The organism is Nocardioides sp. NPDC051685 (genome assembly GCF_044453405.1).
GTDB lineage: Bacteria > Actinomycetota > Actinomycetes > Propionibacteriales > Nocardioidaceae > Nocardioides.
The window spans coordinates 21,734-41,474 of sequence record NZ_JBITCR010000005.1 but is presented as its reverse complement, the minus strand read 5'-3'; the positions used below and the strand labels follow the sequence as shown (position 1 = coordinate 41,474).

At 68.6% G+C, this 19,741-nt stretch carries 21 protein-coding genes; 9 read left to right on the top strand and 12 right to left on the bottom strand.

What is annotated here, in order from left to right:
- Positions 1 to 159: 159 nt before the first annotated feature.
- The 5 genes from ACIA03_RS15630 to ACIA03_RS15610 all read right to left on the bottom strand — a co-directional run bounded on the left by ACIA03_RS15630 (position 160) and on the right by ACIA03_RS15610 (position 4,979).
- Complete coding sequence (locus tag ACIA03_RS15630; protein WP_045550855.1) at positions 160 to 444, bottom strand: DUF3263 domain-containing protein; 285 nt, start codon at positions 442 to 444, stop codon at positions 160 to 162.
- A gap of 215 nt (positions 445 to 659) precedes the next feature.
- Complete coding sequence (locus tag ACIA03_RS15625; protein WP_396983980.1) at positions 660 to 1,754, bottom strand: potassium channel family protein; 1,095 nt, start codon at positions 1,752 to 1,754, stop codon at positions 660 to 662.
- Between the two features lie 92 nt (positions 1,755 to 1,846).
- The gene (locus tag ACIA03_RS15620; RefSeq protein ID WP_396983978.1) at positions 1,847 to 2,686 is read right to left on the bottom strand and encodes a carbohydrate ABC transporter permease; all 840 of its coding nucleotides are present in this window, start codon (positions 2,684 to 2,686) and stop codon (positions 1,847 to 1,849) included.
- Entirely contained in the window at positions 2,686 to 3,681 is a 996-nt protein-coding gene (locus tag ACIA03_RS15615) for a carbohydrate ABC transporter permease (RefSeq protein WP_396983976.1), read from the bottom strand. The genes ACIA03_RS15620 and ACIA03_RS15615 overlap by 1 nt, the downstream gene beginning before the upstream one ends.
- Complete coding sequence (locus tag ACIA03_RS15610; RefSeq protein ID WP_396983974.1) at positions 3,678 to 4,979, bottom strand: ABC transporter substrate-binding protein; 1,302 nt, start codon at positions 4,977 to 4,979, stop codon at positions 3,678 to 3,680. Before ACIA03_RS15610 ends, ACIA03_RS15615 begins: the two co-directional genes overlap by 4 nt.
- A 258-nt stretch (positions 4,980 to 5,237) precedes the next feature.
- Here ACIA03_RS15610 and ACIA03_RS15605 point away from each other — a divergent pair, with 258 nt between their 5' ends.
- Positions 5,238 to 5,546, top strand: a complete 309-nt coding sequence (locus ACIA03_RS15605; RefSeq protein ID WP_396983972.1) for a hypothetical protein — start codon at positions 5,238 to 5,240, stop codon at positions 5,544 to 5,546.
- 57 nt (positions 5,547 to 5,603) lie between these two features.
- Here ACIA03_RS15605 and ACIA03_RS15600 read toward each other — a convergent pair whose 3' ends face one another.
- Positions 5,604 to 6,956, bottom strand: coding sequence for a cation:dicarboxylate symporter family transporter (locus ACIA03_RS15600; protein WP_396983970.1), 1,353 nt, complete (start codon positions 6,954 to 6,956; stop codon positions 5,604 to 5,606).
- 142 nt (positions 6,957 to 7,098) lie between these two features.
- On the opposite strand from ACIA03_RS15600, the gene ACIA03_RS15595 reads away from it, so the two are divergent.
- Positions 7,099 to 8,703, top strand: coding sequence for an ATP-binding protein (locus tag ACIA03_RS15595; RefSeq protein ID WP_396983968.1), 1,605 nt, complete (start codon positions 7,099 to 7,101; stop codon positions 8,701 to 8,703).
- A 76-nt stretch (positions 8,704 to 8,779) separates the two neighbouring features.
- Positions 8,780 to 9,472, top strand: a complete 693-nt coding sequence (locus ACIA03_RS15590) for a response regulator (protein ID WP_396983966.1) — start codon at positions 8,780 to 8,782, stop codon at positions 9,470 to 9,472.
- Here the strand turns inward: ACIA03_RS15590 and ACIA03_RS15585 are convergent.
- The gene (locus ACIA03_RS15585) at positions 9,469 to 10,827 is read right to left on the bottom strand and encodes a cation:dicarboxylate symporter family transporter (RefSeq protein ID WP_396983964.1); all 1,359 of its coding nucleotides are present in this window, start codon (positions 10,825 to 10,827) and stop codon (positions 9,469 to 9,471) included. The genes ACIA03_RS15590 and ACIA03_RS15585 overlap by 4 nt on opposite strands.
- A gap of 157 nt (positions 10,828 to 10,984) precedes the next feature.
- On the opposite strand from ACIA03_RS15585, the gene ACIA03_RS15580 reads away from it, so the two are divergent.
- Positions 10,985 to 11,725: a class I SAM-dependent DNA methyltransferase gene (locus ACIA03_RS15580; RefSeq protein WP_396983962.1), complete on the top strand. Its 741-nt coding sequence runs from the start codon at positions 10,985 to 10,987 to the stop codon at positions 11,723 to 11,725.
- 85 nt (positions 11,726 to 11,810) lie between these two features.
- Positions 11,811 to 12,353, top strand: a complete 543-nt coding sequence (locus tag ACIA03_RS15575; protein ID WP_396983960.1) for a Uma2 family endonuclease — start codon at positions 11,811 to 11,813, stop codon at positions 12,351 to 12,353.
- Positions 12,354 to 12,358: 5 nt separating this feature from the next.
- On the opposite strand, the gene ACIA03_RS15570 is transcribed toward ACIA03_RS15575, so the two are convergent.
- The 5 genes from ACIA03_RS15570 to ACIA03_RS15550 are packed head-to-tail and all read right to left on the bottom strand — an operon-like array spanning position 12,359 to position 15,714.
- Entirely contained in the window at positions 12,359 to 12,628 is a 270-nt protein-coding gene (locus ACIA03_RS15570) for a hypothetical protein (RefSeq protein WP_396983958.1), read from the bottom strand.
- A 13-nt stretch (positions 12,629 to 12,641) separates the two neighbouring features.
- Entirely contained in the window at positions 12,642 to 12,941 is a 300-nt protein-coding gene (locus tag ACIA03_RS15565; RefSeq protein WP_396983956.1) for a hypothetical protein, read from the bottom strand.
- A gap of 10 nt (positions 12,942 to 12,951) precedes the next feature.
- Positions 12,952 to 13,725 carry a hypothetical protein gene (locus ACIA03_RS15560; protein WP_396983954.1) on the bottom strand — a complete coding sequence of 258 codons (774 nt, stop codon included), beginning with the start codon at positions 13,723 to 13,725 and terminating at the stop codon, positions 12,952 to 12,954.
- A gap of 5 nt (positions 13,726 to 13,730) precedes the next feature.
- Positions 13,731 to 14,267 carry a GNAT family N-acetyltransferase gene (locus ACIA03_RS15555; RefSeq protein ID WP_396983952.1) on the bottom strand — a complete coding sequence of 179 codons (537 nt, stop codon included), beginning with the start codon at positions 14,265 to 14,267 and terminating at the stop codon, positions 13,731 to 13,733.
- 4 nt (positions 14,268 to 14,271) lie between these two features.
- Positions 14,272 to 15,714: a glycine hydroxymethyltransferase gene (locus ACIA03_RS15550; protein ID WP_396983950.1), complete on the bottom strand. Its 1,443-nt coding sequence runs from the start codon at positions 15,712 to 15,714 to the stop codon at positions 14,272 to 14,274.
- Between the two features lie 465 nt (positions 15,715 to 16,179).
- Here ACIA03_RS15550 and ACIA03_RS15545 point away from each other — a divergent pair, with 465 nt between their 5' ends.
- Genes ACIA03_RS15545 through ACIA03_RS15530 form a run of 4 tightly spaced genes read left to right on the top strand, consistent with a single transcriptional unit; the run spans position 16,180 to position 19,619 of the window.
- Entirely contained in the window at positions 16,180 to 17,904 is a 1,725-nt protein-coding gene (locus ACIA03_RS15545; RefSeq protein WP_396983948.1) for a nitrite/sulfite reductase, read from the top strand.
- Entirely contained in the window at positions 17,901 to 18,086 is a 186-nt protein-coding gene (locus ACIA03_RS15540; RefSeq protein ID WP_141792940.1) for a hypothetical protein, read from the top strand. Before ACIA03_RS15545 ends, ACIA03_RS15540 begins: the two co-directional genes overlap by 4 nt.
- A complete protein-coding gene (locus ACIA03_RS15535; protein WP_008357240.1) occupies positions 18,083 to 18,826 on the top strand; it encodes a phosphoadenylyl-sulfate reductase in 744 nt (247 codons plus the stop codon). The genes ACIA03_RS15540 and ACIA03_RS15535 overlap by 4 nt, the downstream gene beginning before the upstream one ends.
- A gap of 49 nt (positions 18,827 to 18,875) precedes the next feature.
- Positions 18,876 to 19,619 carry a sirohydrochlorin chelatase gene (locus ACIA03_RS15530; RefSeq protein WP_396983945.1) on the top strand — a complete coding sequence of 248 codons (744 nt, stop codon included), beginning with the start codon at positions 18,876 to 18,878 and terminating at the stop codon, positions 19,617 to 19,619.
- The last annotated feature ends 122 nt before the right edge of the window (positions 19,620 to 19,741 follow it).

Here is a 19,741-nt window from a genome sequence, read left to right as displayed (position 1 = left end):
GGCCGAGATGTGACCCGAAATAGAAGTCAGCCGCTGGCGTCTCGGGTCACCAGCGGCTGACAAGATGAACACTAGCCGACGACACCAAGAACGTGCAAGCACTTGCAATGCAGAAGATTGCAGATGATTCGATCGGGCTACTCGGCCTACCCGAACGGGCTAGGAGCGCGGGTTCTTCGAGCGCTGCGTACGCCGTGCGTCGCGCTGTCGCCGCAGCCGGCGCACCAGGACGCCGTCGTAGGCGAGCGCCTCGGGCTTGTCGATCAGATCGTTGACGGCACGGTGGTAGTCGGCAGCGCTCATCCCCAGCTGCTCCCGGACCGCCTCGTCGCGACCCGTGCCGGCCGACCACCAGGAGCGCTCGAAGTCGAGCAGTCGCTTCTCGTTCTCGGACAGGCCCGGCTGCTCATCGGCAGACCCGGGGCTGTGGGGCGCCTCGGTCATGCCTCCATCATCCCAGGCGCGACACCCACCGCCGAAACCGCCACGCGCCACCGCCTCGGACTATCCGGCATAGCCCATCCGGGTCATCTTCATAGAAGTGCAGAACGACTCTTTGAAGCACGCCGGATCGTCGGCTAATGTTTTCCATGTCAGCCGCTGGTGACCCGAGACGCCAGCGGCTGACTTCTTTGTTTTGACGGGTCTTTTGGCGGGCTCTACGCCTCGGCTGTGTCCTCGCCGTGCGTCCCCGGACGTGGCGCCCAAGGCAACTCCTTCGCGGCCCGCACGACGACCAGCCGGTCCCCGCGCGACAGGGTTCCGACGACCGGGTCGAAGTAGCGGAACACCTTCTCGTCGCGTACGACCGCGATCACCTGGTCGGCCAGCTGCTGCGGCTGCTTCCCGACCTCGTTGACCAGGAGGTCACGCTCGGCGACCTCGAGCCCGATGCCGGAGTTGAGCAGGTCCTCCATGACCGAGCCCAGGGTCGGCGAGATGGTGGACAGGCCCATCAGCCGCCCGACCGCGTCGGCGGAGGTGATCACCGAGTTGGCGCCGGACTGCTTCATCAGCGGTGCGTTCTCGCGCTCCCGTGCCGCTGCGACGATCCACGCCTCGGGGTTGATCTGGCGCACCGTCAGGATCGTGAGCACGTTGGAGTCGTCACGGTTGGTGGTGATGATGACCTGCTCGGCGTCCTTGACGCCCGCCCGCATCAGCACCTCGCGCCGGGTCGCGTCGCCGGTGACCACCGCGATCCCGTCGGAGTGGGCGTCGGAGCGCGCCACCGGGTCCGGGTCGACGACGACGAACTCCTCGGGGTCGGCACCGTTGCTGAGCAGCGTCTCCACGGCGCTGCGCCCCTTGGTGCCGTAGCCCACGACGACGATGTGCTGGGACATCTTCTTCCTCCAGCGAGCGACTCGGATGAGGTCACGGCCCTGCCTGGTGAGGACCTCGAGAGTGGTGCCGATCAGCAGGACCAGGAACGCGATGCGGGCCGGCGTGATGATGAACGCGTTGATCATCCGCGCATGGTCGGCGACCGGCGCGATGTCGCCGTAGCCGGTCGTGCTCAGCGTGACCGTCGTGTAGTAGAGCGCGTCCATCAGGCTGATCTGGCCCGTGGGATCGTTGTTGTCGGCGTAGGCGTCGCGGTCGAGATAGACCAGGAGCACCGTGCCGACCAGGATCCCCAGGGCGGCCAGCAACCGGCGCCCGAGCTGCCACCACGGCGACCGCACCGTCTCGGGAAGAGCGACCTGCTCGACCCCGGCCCACCTCGGGGCGTACGCGCTTGTCTCGGTCACGTCCCGACCTTATAGCCCAGCCTCCGTCGACCCTCATACGACGCGGCGGGCACCATGCCCGAAGGCATGGCACCCGCCGCGTACGGGGGATCTCAGCCCTTGACGGACCCGGCTGTGAGCCCACGGACGAAGTAACGCTGCAACGAGAAGAACACGAGCAGCGGCACCGTCATGGTGATGAACGCACCGGCGGTGAGCAGGTGCCACTCCTGACCCTTGTCACCGATCAGGTCGCGCAACGTGATCGTGACGACCTCGTTGTCACCGGCCCCGAGGAAGATGAGCGCGACGAGGAGGTCGTTCCAGACCCAGAGGAACTGGAAGATCCCGAACGCGGCCAGTGCGGGCACCGACATCGGCACGATCAGCCTCCAGAAGGTCTGGAAGTGGGACGCGCCGTCGATCTCGGCCGACTCGATGATCTCGTGCGGCAGGCTCGACATGTAGTTGCGCAGGATGTAGACCGCTAGCGGCATCCCGAACCCGGTGTGGGCGAGCCACACCGCGAGGAAGGTGCCGTTGAGCTCGTAGTCGGTGAACAGGTTGAGCAGCGGCACGAACGCCACCTGCAGCGGGATCACCAACAGCCCCACGATCAGCATGAACAGCACGTTGCGTCCCGGGAACCGCATGAACGTGAACGCGTACGCAGCGAACGCGGCGATCATGATCGGCAGCACCGTCGCGGGGACGGAGACGACGATCGAGTTCACGAAGGCGTTCGCCATCCCGCTCTCGAGGACCTGTCTGTAGCTGTCGAAGGTCCATTGGGAGAACGGGTCGGTGATGACCGTCCACCAGCCCGACGTCTTGACGTCGGCCTCGTCGCGGAACGAGGAGACCAGCAGCCCGAGGGTCGGGATGAACCAGAGGACGCACAGCAGCGTGATGGCGACGCGGACAGCGAGGCTGCCCAGGGTGAACTGCCTCATCAGCGTGCCTCCTGCTTCTTGAACTGGCGCATCTGGTAGATCATCACCGGGATCACCGCGATCATCAGGACCACCACGACCGCCGCTGCCCGGCCGGCGTCACCGAACTCGAAGAGCTCCACGAAGAAGGTGTTGGCCAGCACCGAGGTGCCGGACCGGCCACCTGTCATCACGTAGACGATGTCGAAGACCTTCAGGACCAGGATGAGGATGGTCACGAAGACCACGATCACCGTCGGCCAGATCTGCGGCACGACGACCTTGAAGAAGATCTGGACCTCGCTGGCCCCGTCGATGCGGGCCGCCTCGACGGTGTCGTCGGGGACGCCCTTGATCGCCGAGGAGAGCAGCACCATCGCGAACCCGGCCTGCAGCCACACCATGATGATGATCAGCAGCAGGTCGTTGAGGTTGCCGGTCTGGATGCGGAGCCAGGCGACCGGCTCGAAACCCAGACTGGTCGAGATGGCCGAGAGGAGCCCGATCTGCTTGTCCCCCTGCGCGAACCTGGTCGCGTAGACGAAGCCCCAGATCGTGCTCGCCCCGACGAAGCTGATCGCCATCGGCATGAAGATCACCGACTTCGCGATCCGCTCCGGCAGCGCCTTGAGCCGGTCGGCCAGCACCGCCACGAGCAGCCCGACGATGACGCTCCCGGCCGGGACGATGAGGATCCAGAGCAGGTTGTTCAACAACGTGCCGAGGAACTCTTCGTCCTGGAACAGGGACGTGTAGTTCTCGAAACCCACCCAGTTGATGCTGTTGGCATCGGCAAAGCTGTAGATCACCGTCAGCACGGCCGGGTAGATCAGGAAGACGGCGACCACCAAGATGGCCGGGCCGATGAAGATGTACGGCTTGATCCGCCTGTCCCACTTGCCGGGGAGAAGCCCCACCAGGAAGTTCAGCACCCAGTAGAGCGCGGCGGTGCCGCCGACCCCCAGGACGATCGCGACCAGGCCGTTGACGATCTTCAGGAACGGATCATCGCTCATCCTCGCCAGCTCTTTTCGATCGCGTCGGCAGCTTCCTGAGCGCTCTTCTCACCCCCGACGTAGGCGTTCATCTCGCTCCAGAAGGTGCCGGCACCGACCTGCGCGGGCATCAGGTCCGAACCGTCGAAGCGGAAGGTGTCCGCGTCCTGCAGCAGGGTCGCGATCTCTCCGGTCATCGGGTCGGAGTAGTTGGAGTTGTCGAACTCGACGCTCGGCGAGAGCCAGCCACCGGACTGGGCCCACTCGGCACCGAAGTCGGGCTTGGCGAAGAACTCCATCAGCTTCACCACGTCGGTGTCGTTGGTGAAGGCTGTCGCCATGTCACCGGCACCGAGCACCGGCGTGCCCTCGTAGCCGCCCTCCATGTCGCCCGGGAGCGCGAAGACGTTGACGTTGGCGGCCAGGTCCTTCTGGACGTTCTTCGGGAAGAACGTGGTGATGAAGTTCGCCTGGCGGTGCATCTCGCAGCCCGGCGGGTTGCTGAACAGCGGCAGCGGCGAGTCACCGAAGGGCTCGCTCAGGGTGCCGTCGGCCCCGCCGCGTACGTTCTTCGGCTTGTTGATGATGTCGCCCATGGTCTCGATCGCCTTGACGACCGCCGGGTCGTTGAAGGGCACCTCGTGGGAGGTCCACTTGTCGTAGAACTCCGGACCCTCCTGGCGCAGGATGATCTCCTCGACCCAGTCGGTGAACACCCAGCCGGTGTCGGCACCTGCCTCGGCGCCGAGGCACCACGGGGTCTGGCCCTTGGCGATGATCTGGTCCTGGAGGTCCATCAGCTCGCCCCAGGTCGTGGGCGTCTTGTAGCCGGACTGCTCGAAGTTCTTCGGGGTCCAGACCAGGGACTTCATCGAGACCCGGATCGGGACGCCGTAGGTCTTGTCGTCGATCTCGACCGAGTCCATCAGACCCGGGATCATCGTGTCGTCCAGGTCGCCGACGTCGATGAGGTCGTCGAGCGGAAGCGTGTCACCCGACTCGGTCAGGTCGCCGACCAGACCGGGCTGTGGGAAGAGCGCGATGTCGGGCGCGTCGCCGCCCTTGACCTTGGTGCGGATCTCGGTGGTGAAGTCCGTCGACGGCGTGTAAGTCACCTTGATCCCGGTCTCGTCGGTGAACGTCTTGAGGGCCGCGTTCAGACCGACCGCCTCACCCTCAGGGATCGCGCCAAGGATCTGCAGGCTGCCGTCGCCCTTCTCAGTCTTCCCCGCGTCCTCGTCGCCTCCGCCGCCGGGAACACCACACCCGGTCACGGCGAGCAGACCTGCGGCTACTGCTCCGATTTGCCACTTGCGCACGTGCATTGGAATTGCACCCTCCATCGTCGTTTGATCCGCGGAGTCGTGCCACGCAGGCCGCGTCGGGTCCACGAGGCAGCGCCTCGTTATGTGATCTCCCTAACATTAGTCCTCAGGGTCGATCAATGTCCCGGACAAATTGTCGAACATTCAGCCGAGAACGCGCAGGACCATACCTGTCAGACGCTCAGGCACCGTGGAGACCCGCCAGCGCGGAGTGGCTCCGGGCAGCCGAGGTAGGCCAGAATCAGCGCCCAAATGAACTATCCGCAACCTCCTCGCGACCCGCTGGCCATGGCCGGCCGGTTGGCCGCTGCCATCTGCTCGATCCTCTTCTGGCTGATCGGAGCGATCGCCCTCGTCGCCGCCGTCGTCGGCGTCTTCCGGACCTTCGGCGGTGACGTCTCCTGGCGCATGGTCGGGATCTGGGCGGTCGCCGGTCTCGGCTGCTTCGCCTTCTCGTGGATCGTCGCCGCGCTCGGCCGGATCGGGCTCGACGACGAGCCGATCGGGTCGTGGCGCGTCGCGCCGTTCGAGCTGGCGCGGATCCTCTACCGCAACCGATGACGGAACAGGCCGTACGCAGCACCTCGGTGCGCTGCGTACGGCCTGGTGTCGTCGGTTCTAGACGAGGGCCTTCTCGCCCTCAGCCGCGGACGGCGTGGCGGCGTGGTCGTCGACCATGGTGGCCTCGTCGAACGGGTCCTGACCAGCCAGGACACGGTCGAGCTGGCGGTGGTCGATGGTCTTGGTCCAGTGGCCGACCAGGACGGTCGCGACCGAGTTGCCGGCGAAGTTGGTCAGCGCACGGGCCTCGGACATGAACCGGTCGATCCCGACGATCAGACCGACACCGTCGACCAGCTCCGGACGGTGGGACTGGAGCCCACCGGCCAGGGTCGCCAGGCCGGCGCCGGTCACGCCGGCAGCACCCTTGGACGCGACCATCATGAACAGCAGCAGACCGATCTGCTCGGCGATGCTCAGCGGGTCACCCATCGCGTCGGCGATGAAGATCGAGGCCATGGTCAGGTAGATGGCAGTGCCGTCGAGGTTGAACGAGTAGCCCGTGGGCACGACCACGCCGACGGTCGCCTTCTCGACACCGGCGTGCTCCATCTTGGCGATCAGGCGCGGGAGTGCGGACTCCGAGGAGCTGGTGGAGAGGATGAGCAGGAACTCGCGGCCGAGGTACTTGAGCAGCTTGAACAGGTTGACCCCGGTGGCCAGCTTGAGGATCACGCCCAGGATCACGAAGACGAAGATCGCGCAGGTGATGTAGAAGGCGATCATGATCACCGCGAGGCTCTTCAGCGCGTCGACACCGGTCTCGCCCACCACGCCGGCGATGGCGCCGAAGGCGCCGACCGGGGCGGCCCACATGATCATCGCGAGCACGCGGAAGATGAGCTTCTGGATCCAGGTGATGGCGTTGAGGATCGGCTTGCCCGACTCCCCCATCCGCTGCAGCGCGAACCCGACCAGCAGGGCGACGAGCAGCGTCTGCAGCACGATGCCGGAGGTCAGCGAGGAGAAGAGCGAGGTCGGGATGATGCTGAGCAGGAAGTCGGTCGTGCTCGCGTGACCGCCGGCGGCGGCGTCCTGACCGGCCTGGGACGCGTCCGAGCTGAGCTGGAGACCAGTGCCCGGGTCGATGATGTTGCCGACGATCACGCCGATCGCGAGAGCGACCGTGGACATCACGATGAAGTAGATCAGCGCCAGGCCGCCGACCTTGCCGACCTTGGCCGCGTTCGCGACCGAGCCGACGCCGATGACCAGGGTGCAGAAGATGATCGGCTGGATCATCATCTTGATCAGGTTCACGAACGCGGTCCCGATCGGCTTCAGCTCCACCGCGAACGACGGGGCGGCCAACCCGACCAGGATGCCGAGCAGCACCGCGGCGATCACCGCGATGTAGAGATAGTGTGTGCGGTCCTTCTTGGGTCTTGTCTCAGTGGTGGTCGTACTCATCGTTCCTCCTGGTCCGGTGTGTCCTGCCCTCCGGGGCAACTCGGGCAACTCTCCGGGAGAACGTGACGACCGTCACTGTTGTGTTCGTTGTGTTCGTGGCCGCCGTCACAGCCACGTCGGCTGGGTGAGCCAGAATGAGGGGGTGTCCCGTCTCCGCCTGCTCCGCCCCCGCACTCTGCGCGATCGCCCGGTGGCACAGCAGGTCCTGCTCCTCCAGTTCGGCACGGTGCTGTTGCTCGTCCTGACCGGGATCCTGATGGCGTCCTACGACGCCCGACGCGACTCCTACAGCCGGGCCACCCAACGCGCGGTGGCCGTCGCCCAGACCGTCGCGGACTCGCCCAGCGTCCGCGCGGCGCTGCGCGGCGACGACCCGACGACGACCCTTCAGCCCTGGACCACGGAGGTCCGACGCGACACCGACACCGACTTCGTCGTGGTGATGGGGCTGGACCGCACCCGCTACACGCACACCGACCCGAGCCAGATCGGCAAGAAGTTCGTCGGTGACCTCGGCGGCGCCCCCGAGGGCGAGGCCTTCACCCAGCAGTACACCGGCACGCTCGGCCCGTCGGTCCGCGCCGTGGTGCCGGTCGAGGACGGCGACGAGGTCGTCGCACTGGTCTCGGTCGGGATCACGGTCAGCGACATCAACCGTGGGCTCAAGCGCGACGTCACGATCGTGGTGCTGTGCGGAGGGCTGGTGCTGATCGCCGGCCTGACCGGCGCCTGGCTGCTGAGCCGGCGGCTGCACCGGCTCACCCATGGCCTGGGCGAGCGCGAGCTGGCCCGGATGTACGAGTACTACTCCGCCGTCCTCCACTCGGTCCGCGAAGGCCTGCTGCTGCTCGACGGCGAGGGACGCGTGCAGCTGGTCAACGACGAGGCGCTCCGGCTGCTGGCGCTGCCCGGCGACGTGGTCGGCACCCGGATCGAGGACCTCGACCTGGCGCCCGGGCTGGTCGCCGCCGCCCGTGGCCGCACCGCCGAGTCCGACGACCTCTACCTCGCCGGCGAGCGGATCCTCGTGGTCTCCTCGGCACCGGCCCTGTGGGACGGCCGCGAGGTCGGCGCCGTGGTGACCCTGCGCGACCACACCGAGCTGCGCTCGGTGACCGGTGAGCTCGAGGTCGTACGCCGCCTCACCGAGTCGCTCCGGTCGCAGAACCACGAGGCGGCCAACCGGCTGCACACGGTGGTGTCGCTCATCGAGATGGGCCGATCGTCGGAGGCGGTGGAGTTCGCGACCGAGGAGCTGCAGGTCGCCCAGCTCCTCACCGACCAGGTCGTCGGCGCGGTCGAGGACCCCGTCGTCGCCGCGCTCCTGCTCGGCAAGTCGGCCGAGGCGGCCGAGCAGGGCGTCGAGCTCCGTATCGTCGGCGAGCTGCCGCCGGGCACGGGCATCCCGCCCCGCGACCTGGTGACGGTGCTGGGCAACCTGGTCGACAACGCCTTCGACGCCGTCTCCGGCCTCGAGTCCCGACAGGTCGAGGTCCACCTCACCGGTGACCCGGTCGCCCTGACGATCCGCGTGGGCGACAGTGGCCCCGGTCTCGACGACGCCGCCTCGGCGCGCGTCCTCGACCGCGGCTGGACGACGAAGGCCGAGCCCGGCACGGGGCGTGGCCTGGGCCTCGCCCTGGTCGGGCAGGTCGCGCGACGTCACGGCGGGGCGGTCGTCGTCGGCCGTTCGCACCTCGGCGGTGCCGAGTTCACGGTCACCTTGGCGACGGAGGGGATGGCATGAGCGAGCGCCAGCGAGCGACCACAAGCCTCAGGCCGCCGCTTCCGTATCCTGGCGCTTGCGCTACGGAGGCGGCGGCATGAGTGTGCGGGTGCTGGTCGTGGAGGACGAGGCGCTCGCTGCCGAGGCCCATGCGGCGTACGTCGGGCGGGTCTCGGGCTTCGAGCTCGCCGGGATCGCGCGGTCGGCGCGGGAGGCGGTCCGGGCGCTCGACGCCGCCCGCGACGCCGGTGCTCCGGTCGACCTGATCCTGCTCGACATGAACCTGCCCGACGGGCACGGGCTCGGGCTGCTCAGCAGGCTGCGTTCCGCCGGGCACCTGTGCGACGTGATCGCGGTGACGGCGGCGCGGGACACGAAGGTGGTGCGGCAGGCCGTCGTGCAGGGGGTCGTGCTCTACCTACTCAAGCCGTTCACGTTCGCGACGTTCCGCGCCAAGCTCGAGCAGTACGCCGACTACCGGTCCCGGCTCGACGCGGCCCCCGAGGAGGTCGTCCAGGACGAGGTCGACCAGCTCCTGGGGTCGCTGCGGCCCACCGGGCGCACGCCGCTGCCGAAGGGGATGAGCGCGGAGACGCTGCGGGCCGTGACGGCCGTGCTGCGCGAGGCCGAGGGCGACCTGTCGGCGAGCGAGGTCGCCGCGGCCGTCGGTGCGTCGCGGGTGACCGCGCGCCGCTATCTCGAGCATCTCGCCGACACGGGCCAGGCCGCGCGCGGGGTCCGGTACGGTCCCAGCGGCGGCCGGCCCGAGGTCGGCTACTACTGGGTCTAGACCGGAGTCTTCTCGCCTTCCGCCGGAGGCGGCGAGGCGGCGTGGTCGTCGATCATGCGGGTCTCGTCGAACGGGTCCTGACCAGCCAGGACACGGTCGAGCTGGTCGCGGTCGATGGTCTTGGTCCAGTGGCCCACCAGCACCGTGGCGACCGAGTTGCCGGCGAAGTTGGTCAGCGCACGGGCCTCGGACATGAACCGGTCGATCCCGACGATCAGACCGACCCCGTCGACCAGCTCCGGACGGTGGGACTGGAGCCCACCGGCCAGCGTGGCGAGACCGGCGCCGGTGACCCCCGCGGCACCCTTGGAGGCGATCATCATGAACAGCAGCAGGCTGATCTGCTCGCCGATGCTCAGCGGGTCACCCATCGCGTCGGCGATGAAGATCGAGGCCATCGTCAGGTAGATCGCGGTCCCGTCCAGGTTGAACGAGTAGCCGGTCGGGACGACCACGCCGACCGTCGCCTGCTCCACGCCGGCGTGCTCCATCTTGGCGATCAGGCGCGGCAGCGCCGACTCGCTCGAGGACGTGGAGAGGATGAGCAGGAACTCGCGCGCCAGATAGCGCAGCAGCTTGAACAGGTTGACGCCCGTGGCCAGCTTCAGCATCACGCCCAGGATCACGAAAACGAAGATCGCGCAGGTGATGTAGAAGGCGACCATGATCACCGCCAGGCTCTTCAGCGCATCGACACCGGTCTCCCCCACCACGGCTGCGATGGCACCGAAGGCACCGACCGGGGCGGCCCACATGATCATCGCCAGCACCCGGAAGACCAGCTTCTGCATCCAGACGATCACGTTGAGGATCGGTTTGCCCGACTCCCCCATCCGCTGCAGCGCGAACCCGACCAGTAGGGCGACCAGGAGCGTCTGCAGCACCACGCCGGAGGTCAGTGCCGAGAAGAGCGAGGTCGGGATGATGCCGAGCAGGAAGTCGGTCGTGCTCGCGTGCCCCTCGGCGGCGGCGTCCTGACCCGCCGAGGAGGCGGCCGAGTCGAGGTGGAGACCCGTGCCCGGGTCGATGATGTTGCCGACGATCACACCGATCGCCAGTGCGACGGTCGACATCACGATGAAGTAGACCAGCGCCAGGCCACCCACCTTGCCGACCTTGGCCGCGTTCGCGACCGAGCCGACGCCGATGACCAGGGTGCAGAAGATGATCGGCTGGATCATCATCTTGATCAGGTTCACGAACGCGGTCCCGATCGGCTTCAGCTCGACCGCGAACGACGGGGCGATCAGACCGACGAGGATGCCGAGGACCACCGCGGCGATCACCGCGAGGTAGAGGTAGTGGGTCCGGTCCTTCTTCGGTGGTGGTGCGGGGCTGGCGGCTGTTTCTGCCATCTTCGGGCTCCTCGAGACATGGGAGAGTGATGTAGGTCACTATCCCGCCTCCCCGGATTCCCGGCCAGCGTCCCACGCCCGCATCCGTCGATCGGCGGGCGGCATGCCCGCTAAATGGTTCGCGCGTAGGGTCCGACGCCGGGCAGAGTCGATACCCATGACGAGCAGCGATCTGTGGACCCGGGAGACGGCCGAGCGCTACGACGACCCGGACGACTGGGTCAACTCGCCCGAGGTGACCGGGCCGGTGGCCCGCTTCCTCGCCGAGGTCGCCGACGGCGGCCCGGCGCTAGAGCTCGCCATCGGGACGGGTCGGATCGGCGTACCGCTGTGGGAGCAGGGGGTGCCGATCAGCGGCATCGAGCTCTCCCAGCCGATGGTCGACGTCCTGCGGCGCAAGGTCACCGCGGAGGAGATCCCGGTGGTGGTCGGCGACATGGCCTCCGCCGAGGCGCCGGGGGTGGGGACGTACTCGTTGGTCTATCTGGTCTACAACACGGTCTCCAACCTGCTGACCCAGGACGAACAGGTCGCCTGCTTCGCCAACGCCGCTCGTCATCTGGCCCCGGGCGGGCGGTTCGTCATCGAGCTGTGGGTGCCGGAGCTGCGCCTCCTCCCGCCCACCGCGGTCGCGGCGACGTTCGACGTCTCGGACCGTCACGTCGGTCTGGACACCATCGACATCGCCACGCAGCTGCTGACCTCTCATCACTTCACCAAGGACGGCGACACCTACCGGCGCGGCGAGTCGAACCACCGCTACATCTGGCCGTCGGAGTGTGACCTGATGGCGCGCTTGGCCGGAATGACCCTGGAGGTGCGCTACAGCGGCTGGGACCGGTCACCGTTCACCAGCGACTCGCTCAGTCATGTCTCGGTCTGGCGCAAGCCGGCATAGTCCTGGACCTGTTCCCGTGGATCGGCGAGACTGGAGACGGACGACGAATCCACCTATCCACATCACCACCAGAAGGGAGCGTGTGATGAGCATCGTCAGCCATTCTGACGACCTCACCCGCGTGCCGATGTCGTGGGACGAGTATCTCGCCCTCGAGGACACCCCGGGTGAGTACTACGGAGGATCTCTCGTCACCATGGCACCGCCAGGACGCAAACACCAGCGCATCATGTTCGAGCTCCAGACGCTGATCCGCCATCACCTCGCTCCGGGCACCGATGTGACCCAAGCATGGGGGTGGTCGCCGAACGACGTGCGTGAGGAGCTCATCCCCGACCTCATGGTCCATGTCCAGACCGACGAGGAACGGACGTTGACCAGCACACCGCACCTGGTCGTCGAGATCCTCTCCAGCAACCGTCGCGACGACCTCGTCGGCAAGCTCAACCGCTACGCTCAGTGGGGTGCTCCGGCGTACTGGATCATCGACCCTCGTGACCACGTCATCCTCACCCATCGCCTCGAGGACGGCTACTTCGTGGAGACCGGCCGATACACGGACGGGCCAGCGATGCTGACCTACGGCGACGTCAAGGTCCCGGTCGACGTCGACGCTCTCCTCGGCTGATCGCGTCACCTGTCACGCTGGAACTTCCAGGCGAGCCGAATCGCTGACGTCACGGCCTCTGCCGGGGCGCGGTCGAGGTAGGCCTCGATCTTGTGGTGCGCCTCCAGCCTCGGCGGGATGCCGAACGCGTCCGGCCAGCGGTCGGTCAGCTCCTCGCGGCGCTCGATCGGCACCCGGACGAGCAGGGTCGTCGGGTCGACGAGCCGGGCGACCAGGCGGTCGTGGACGTACCAGCCGCGCGGTTTGTGGCGGCAGCCGTCCAGGGTCGCCGCCACGTAGGCGTCGACCTCAGTGGGCCTGATGCTCCGGAGCGTACGCCGCCTGCCAGCGCTGCGCGGCGACCTTCGCCGCGTCGCTGATCAGCCCGGTGAGCTCGGGCCGGTCGGGAACGGCGAAGGAGGTGTAGGCGCCGCGGCCACCGTCGACCGGTCGGCCGTAGGCCTTGGCCGCGAGCCGGCCGTCGGGCAGCAGGCGCACGTTGAGGGTGGTGAGCCGGAAGGTCACCCCCCGCCTGCTGTCGGTCCACTGCAGCTCATCCGGGATGGCCACGTTGATCGCCAGGGCACTGACCTCGACCTCGTCCGTCACGGGACCGATTCTAGGTGTCTGGCCAGAGCCCGATGTCGGCGGCGAAGCGGGCGGTGATCTGCTCGATCACGCCGTGCTCTTCGAGCAGTCTCGCGGTCTCCGCCTCGGCGGCCCCGCGGCTGTCGCACAGTGTCTCGAGCCGCCCCAGATCCGGCGCGAGGGACGGCTCGATCTCGCTCCACCGGGCGGCGGCCGCCGCCCGGTCGGTGGTCCAGGTGGCGTCGTGGACGCTGACCAGACCGGCCACGGCGAGGAGGGACTTGCGGGCGATCCGACGCGACAGCTCGCCCGCGTCGCCGCGACCGAGGGCGTCACGCCACCTGTGCAGGAGGCGTTGGATGTCGCCGTTGAAGCCGCGGGCGGCACGCGCGTCCGCCGCGAAGTCCGGCAGGCCGGCACGCGGATCCGGACCGGCGAGATGGGCACAGTAGTGGCGCAGGAAGACCCGGTTCCCGTACGCCTCGTCGCCCTCGCCGAGGTAGTCGCTCGAGGATGCCGCAGCGATCTCGACGCCACGGCAGACCTCGGCGAACGCCGCCGACGCCTCGGCGCCGAGGGCGGAGGCCTCCGCGCCCGGGAGACCGATCGTCAGCAGGTCGACGTCGGAAGTGGGCACCCTGGCCGTGCCGTTGGCGACCGAGCCGTAGACGTGGACCGACACCTCGGGCGGGATCCGCCCGAGGACGTACGCAACGACCGGCTCGAACACGGACGGCACCCGGTCGCGGCGCGCGCCGGTGCGGATCAGACCGTCGGGAGTCACGCCCTCGCGCGGGTCGGCCACGGCGATCAGATGAGGCGCAGGGCCATCTTCGACTCGGTGCGCGGGTCGCCCTCGGGGAAGGGCTGGGTCTCGCCGGTGAGCTCGAAGCCGAGGCGTTGGTAGAGGCGGCGCCCGGACTCGTTGCCGTCGACGACCCACAGGGTCAGCACGGAGGCGCCATCACGACGCGCCCAGCCGGCGACGGCCTGGATGAGGCCCTCGGCCAGCCCGTGACCGCGCGCCTCAGGAGCGAGCCACATGTTGATCAGGTGGTGCTCGTCGTCATGGATGATCCCGGCGGCGAGCCCGGAGGGCTTCTCGCCGAGCCAGGCGATGTAGGCCGCGCCGGACGCTGCCCACAGCCGCCACCGCTCGTCGGGCCAGGTCACCACCTCGTCGTAGGACGCCCAGAACGCGCGCGGGGTGTCCTGCAGAGCAGCGAGACGCACCTTCTTGAGCGCCGGCCACTCGTCCTCGACGACGACACGCACCTGCGCCGTCGGGACCACCTTCTCAGGGGCCCCGACGCCGGGGATCGAGCTGGGTCGCTTCGGAGCAGCCACGGGCTCAGGCGAGGTCGAGACCGGGATACAGCGGGAACTTCGCGAGCAGCTCCGCCGCGGCGGCCTTGGTGTTGTCGGCGACGCCGTCCTCGATGGCGTAGGAGGCCTTGGACGGACCGCCGGCCTTCGTGGTGCCGGGGGTGGTCTTCGCGAGCACGTCGACGATGAGCTCGGCGACGCGGTCGAACTCGTCGGCACCGAAGCCGCGGGTGGTCAGGGCCGGGGTGCCGAGGCGGATGCCCGAGGTGTACCAGGCGCCGTTCGGGTCGGCCGGGACCGAGTTGCGGTTGGTGACCACGCCGGAGTCGAGCAGCGCCGACTCGGCCTGGCGGCCGGTGAGGCCGAAGCTGGTCACGTCCAGCAGGACGAGGTGGTTGTCGGTGCCGCCGGTGACGAGCTTGGCGCCGCGCTTGAGGAAGCCCTCGGCGAGCGACTTGGCGTTGTCGGCGACCTGCTGGGCGTAGGTCTGGAAGCTCTCCTGCTTCGCCTCGGCGAAGGCGACGGCCTTGGCGGCCATGACGTGGCTCAGCGGGCCGCCGAGGACCATCGGGCAGCCGCGGTCGACGCTCGGGGCGTACTCCTCGGTGGCCAGGATGAAGCCGCCGCGCGGGCCGCGCAGGGACTTGTGGGAGGTGCTCGTCACGACGTGGGCGTAGGGGACCGGGTTCTCCTCGCCCTGGAACACCTTGCCGGCGACGAGGCCGGCGAAGTGGGCCATGTCGACCATCAGGGTGGCGCCGACCTCGTCGGCGATCTCGCGCATCTTGGCGAAGTTCACCCGGCGCGGGTAGGCGGAGTAGCCGGCCACGATGATGAGCGGCTGGAACTCCTTGGCCTTGGCGCGCAGCGAGTCGTAGTCGAGCAGCCCGGTCTCCGGGTCGGTGCCGTACTGGTTCTGGTGGAACATCTTGCCCGAGATGTTGGGGCGGAAGCCGTGGGTGAGGTGGCCACCGGCGTCGAGCGACATGCCCAGCAGGCGCTGGTTGCCGAGCTCGGCGCGCAGGGTCTCCCAGTCGGCCTCGGAGAGCTCGTTCATGTTCTTGACGGCCATCTTCTCCAGCCACGGGCCCTCGACCCGGTGGGCGAGGATGGCCCAGTAGGCCGTCAGGTTGGCGTCGATGCCCGAGTGGGGCTGCACGTAGGCGTACTCGGCGCCGAAGAGGTCCTTGGCGTGCTCGGCGGCGATCGACTCGACCGTGTCGACGTTCTGGCAGCCGGCGTAGAAGCGGTGGCCGACGGTGCCCTCGGCGTACTTGTCGGAGAACCAGGTGCCCATCGTCATCAGCGTGGCGGGGCTCGCGTAGTTCTCGCTCGCGATCAGCTTGAGGCTGGCTCGCTGGTCGGCGAGCTCCTGCTTGGTCGCCTCGGCGATGCGGGGCTCCACGGAGGCGATGACCTCGAGGGCTTGGTTGTAGGCAGAACTCGTCAAGGCGGACAGATCGCTCATGGACCACAGACTAGTCAGCCGCGCGGACGAGAGCAGCATCGTGGTCGCCCGTTGCGCTGCGTACGTCCTCTATCACCGCCCGCGGGAATGACTGACCGCTCAGCCCGGTTGGGAGAATGTGACCAGATGGTGACCTCGGCCACATCGCCCGCGTGACCGAGCGCGATTGTCTCGCATAACGGACTGATGTCTCATATATCGGGATTCCAGATTGCGTGGAGAGCGTCCGCTCCCTGAGACTCCTTGACATGGTCACTGCTGCAACACATGCGCACCTCGTGGTTCGACGCCACGTGGACTATTGCCGCATCCGCAGCTCGATCTGTTGGCGCCACTGACGCCCAGCGCTCCGCATCCCACCGCGTCGAGCCGCTGGCCCGCCGCCCGACAGACATCCCGGGCGCCCGCCGCGAGCACGTCCCTGCTCCGCCGTGCGTCCACGACCGACGCAAAGGTTTCTCTGACATGAGCGACAACCGGTTTCAGGCCAAGCGCGCCACCCGGACCGAGATCCCCCGACCCAAGAAGGGCGAGGGTCAGTGGGCCCTCGGCTACACCGAGCCGCTGAACAAGAACGAGGAGTCGAAGAAGAACGACGACCCGCTCAACGTTCGCGACCGGATCCTCTACACCTACTCCAAGCGCGGGTTCGACTCGATCGACCCGGCCGACATGCGCGGCCGCTTCCGGTGGTTCGGTCTCTACACCCAGCGCAAGCCCGGGATCGACGGCGGCAAGACCGCCATCCTCGAGGAAGAGGAGCTCGACGACCGCTACTTCATGATGCGGGTCCGCTCCGACGGCAAGCTCCTCTCCCCCGCCGCGGTGCGCACGCTGGGTCAGATCGGCGTCGACTTCGCGCGCGACACCGCCGACATCACCGACCGGGAGAACATCCAGTACCACTGGATCGAGATCGAGAACGTCCCGGAGATCTGGTCCCGTCTGGAGGAGGTCGGGCTGCACTCGACCGAGGCCTGCGGCGACTCGCCCCGTCCGTTCCTCGGCTCACCGGTCGCCGGTGTCGCCGCCGACGAGATCATCGACGGCACCTCGGCGCTGCGCGAGATCGAGTCCCGCTACCTGGGCGACCCCGCCTTCTCGAACTTCCCGCGCAAGTTCAAGACCGCGCTGACCGGCCACCCCTCCCACGACGTCGCGCCGGAGATCAACGACATCGCGTTCGTCGGCACCGTCCACCCCGAGCACGGACCCGGCTTCGACGTCTGGGTCGGCGGCGGTCTGTCCACCAACCCGCGCCTGGCCGAGAAGCTCGGCGTGTGGGTGCCGCTCGACGAGGTCGCCGACGTGTGGGCCGGCGTCGCCGGCATCTTCCGCGACTATGGATACCGCCGGCTGCGCTCGCGGGCGCGGCTGAAGTTCCTGGTCGCCGACTGGGGCAAGGAGAAGTTCCGCGAGGTCCTCGAGAACGAGTACCTCGACCGTCAGCTCGTCTCCAACCCCTCCCCCGAGTCGCCGCTGGGTCACCGCGACCACGTCGGCATCCACGACCAGAAGGACGGCAAGAAGTACGTCGGGGTGGCGCCGATCGCCGGCCGCATCTCCGGCACCCACCTGGTCGAGCTCGCCGGCGTCCTGGAGAAGTTCGGCGTCGAGGGTGCTCGGCTCACGCCGTACCAGAAGATCGTGCTCATCGGCGTCGACCCGGAGGTCGTCGAGGACCTGGTCACCGAGCTGGACGCCATCGGCTTCTCGGCCCGGCCCTCCAACTGGCGCCAGAACACGATGGCCTGCACCGGCATCGAGTTCTGCAAGCTCGCGATCGTGGACACCAAGGACCGCGCCCGCGACCTGATCGCCTCGCTCGAGTCGCGCTTCCCCGAGCTCGACGCCTCGATCACCGTCAACGTCAACGGCTGCCCCAACGCCTGCGCCCGGACCCAGGTCGCCGACATCGGGCTCAAGGGCCAGCTGGTCCTGGACGACGAGGGCAACCAGGTCGAGGGCTTCCAGGTGCACCTGGGCGGCGCGACCGGGCTGACCGCCAACTTCGGCCGCAAGCTGCGGGCCCACAAGGTCACCTCGGCCGGGCTCGACGACTACATCTCCGCGCTGGTGGTCAACTACCTGGCCGACCGGACCGAGGGCGAGACGTTCTCGGCCTGGACCCTCCGGGCCGACGAGGTGCTGCTGCGCGGCGAGAAGACCCTGAGCGAGGTGCCTGCATGAGCGAGCGCGCCGGAACCCCGTTCCACTGCCCGTTCTGCGGGGAGACCGACCTGTGGCCGCACGAGGCCGCGCACGGTTCCTGGGAGTGCCGCGCCTGCCTGCGGGCCTTCCAGCTGAAGTCATTGGGCCAGATCGCTCGACCGGAAATCTCTCGGAACGTCACGAAGGAGGCGCACGCATGAGCGTCAGCACAGCAGCCGCCCGGGCCAACCGCGCGGTCGACACCGAGGGGCGTACGCCCGAGGAGCTGCGCGAGATCGTCTCCCACTGGGGAGCCGAGCTCGAGCTCGCCCCGGCCGAGACGATCATCGAGTGGGCCGCCGCCACCTTCGGCGAGCGGTTCGCGATCACGTCCTCGATGGGGGACGCGGTCCTCGCGCATCTCGCCTCCAAGGTCGTGCCCGGGATCGACGTGGTCTTCCTCGACACCGGCTACCACTTCATCGAGACGATCGGCACCCGCGACGCCGTCGCGGCGACGATGCCGGTCAACCTGCTGACGATCACGCCTGTGCAGAGCGTCGCCGAGCAGGACGCGGAGTACGGCAAGGACCTCTACCGGACCGACCCGGACCTGTGCTGCGCGCTGCGCAAGGTCAAGCCCCTGGCCGACTCGCTCGCCTCCTACGACGCCTGGGCCACCGGCCTGCGCCGCGCGGAGACGAAGAACCGGGTCATCGCCCCGGTCATCGGCTGGGACGCCAAACGCCAGAAGGTCAAGGTCTCGCCGATGGCCCGATGGTCCGACGAGCAGGTCGAGCGATATATCGAGGACAACGGAGTGCTCGTGAACCCGCTCGTCTACGACGGGTATCCCTCGATCGGCTGCGCGCCGTGCACCCGCCGGGTAGCCCCCGGCGAGGACCCGCGCAGCGGGCGATGGGCCGGCACCGGCAAGACCGAGTGCGGCATCCACGCCTGACCCCTCCACAGACTTTCTCGACTCCCTGCAACACCGAAGGATGAAGACAATGGCAGCTCCCGCTCTGGTAGCCCTGGCTCACGGCAGCCGCGATCCGCAGTCCGCCGCGACCATCAACGCCCTCGTGGCCGAGGTACGCGCCCTGCGCCCCGACCTCCGCATCGAAGCCGCCTTCCTCGACCACTCCCGGCCGCGTTTCCAGGCCGTCATCGACAAGCTCGTCAAGGCGGGCCACGACGAGATCGTCGTCGTGCCGCTCCTGCTGACCGAGGCGTTCCACGCCCGCGTCGACGTACCCTCGGTCATCGCCGAGGCCACCGCCCGCCACTCCGGCCTGCGCATCCACACCAGCGAGATCCTCGGCCTCGAGAGCGTCTTCCTGCAGGTGCTCGACGAGCGCCTGCGGGCGTCCCTGAAGGCGGCGCGGGTCCGCGAGCTCGACGCGCTCGTCCTGGCCGCCGCCGGCTCCTCGGACTCGCTGGCCAACCAGTCCGTGGCCCGGCTGGCCCGGATCTGGGGTGCCCACCACAAGCTGCCGGTCGTGGCTGCGTACGCCTCGGCCGCTCCGCCGGCCACCGGCGAGGCCGTCCGTGCCTTCCGCGCCGAGGGCCGCCGCCACATCGCCGTCGGCATGCTCTTCCTGGCTCCCGGTCAGCTGCCCGACCGCGCCAAGGAGCTCGCCCTCGAGGCCGGCGCCGTCGCGGTCAGCGACCCCATGGGCGCCCACCCCGAGGTCGCCCGCACCATCCTGGCCCGTTACGCCGTCGGTGCCGTCGAGCTCGTCCCGGTCTGACCTGCCGAGACGTCACTCCCGTCGGGGGGGGGGGGGGGGGGGGGGGGCCCCGCCCCCCCGGCCCCGCCCCCCCCCCCCCCCCCCCGGGGGGGGCCCGGGGGCGGGGGGGGGGGGGGGGGGGA

What these genes read in the sequence shown, in the direction of transcription:
- ACIA03_RS15580 (WP_396983962.1), top strand. Translation starts at nt 10,985, where the DNA reads ATGACGAGCAGCGATCTGTGGACCCGGGAGACGGCCGAGCGCTACGAC.
- ACIA03_RS15630 (WP_045550855.1), bottom strand. Translation starts at nt 444, where the DNA reads ATGACCGAGGCGCCCCACAGCCCCGGGTCTGCCGATGAGCAGCCGGGC.
- ACIA03_RS15615 (WP_396983976.1), bottom strand. Translation starts at nt 3,681, where the DNA reads ATGAGCGATGATCCGTTCCTGAAGATCGTCAACGGCCTGGTCGCGATC.
- ACIA03_RS15530 (WP_396983945.1), top strand. Translation starts at nt 18,876, where the DNA reads ATGGCAGCTCCCGCTCTGGTAGCCCTGGCTCACGGCAGCCGCGATCCG.
- ACIA03_RS15590 (WP_396983966.1), top strand. Translation starts at nt 8,780, where the DNA reads ATGAGTGTGCGGGTGCTGGTCGTGGAGGACGAGGCGCTCGCTGCCGAG.
- ACIA03_RS15575 (WP_396983960.1), top strand. Translation starts at nt 11,811, where the DNA reads ATGAGCATCGTCAGCCATTCTGACGACCTCACCCGCGTGCCGATGTCG.
- ACIA03_RS15605 (WP_396983972.1), top strand. Translation starts at nt 5,238, where the DNA reads ATGAACTATCCGCAACCTCCTCGCGACCCGCTGGCCATGGCCGGCCGG.
- ACIA03_RS15545 (WP_396983948.1), top strand. Translation starts at nt 16,180, where the DNA reads ATGAGCGACAACCGGTTTCAGGCCAAGCGCGCCACCCGGACCGAGATC.
- ACIA03_RS15540 (WP_141792940.1), top strand. Translation starts at nt 17,901, where the DNA reads ATGAGCGAGCGCGCCGGAACCCCGTTCCACTGCCCGTTCTGCGGGGAG.
- ACIA03_RS15620 (WP_396983978.1), bottom strand. Translation starts at nt 2,686, where the DNA reads ATGAGGCAGTTCACCCTGGGCAGCCTCGCTGTCCGCGTCGCCATCACG.
- ACIA03_RS15535 (WP_008357240.1), top strand. Translation starts at nt 18,083, where the DNA reads ATGAGCGTCAGCACAGCAGCCGCCCGGGCCAACCGCGCGGTCGACACC.
- ACIA03_RS15550 (WP_396983950.1), bottom strand. Translation starts at nt 15,714, where the DNA reads ATGAGCGATCTGTCCGCCTTGACGAGTTCTGCCTACAACCAAGCCCTC.
- ACIA03_RS15600 (WP_396983970.1), bottom strand. Translation starts at nt 6,956, where the DNA reads ATGAGTACGACCACCACTGAGACAAGACCCAAGAAGGACCGCACACAC.
- ACIA03_RS15585 (WP_396983964.1), bottom strand. Translation starts at nt 10,827, where the DNA reads ATGGCAGAAACAGCCGCCAGCCCCGCACCACCACCGAAGAAGGACCGG.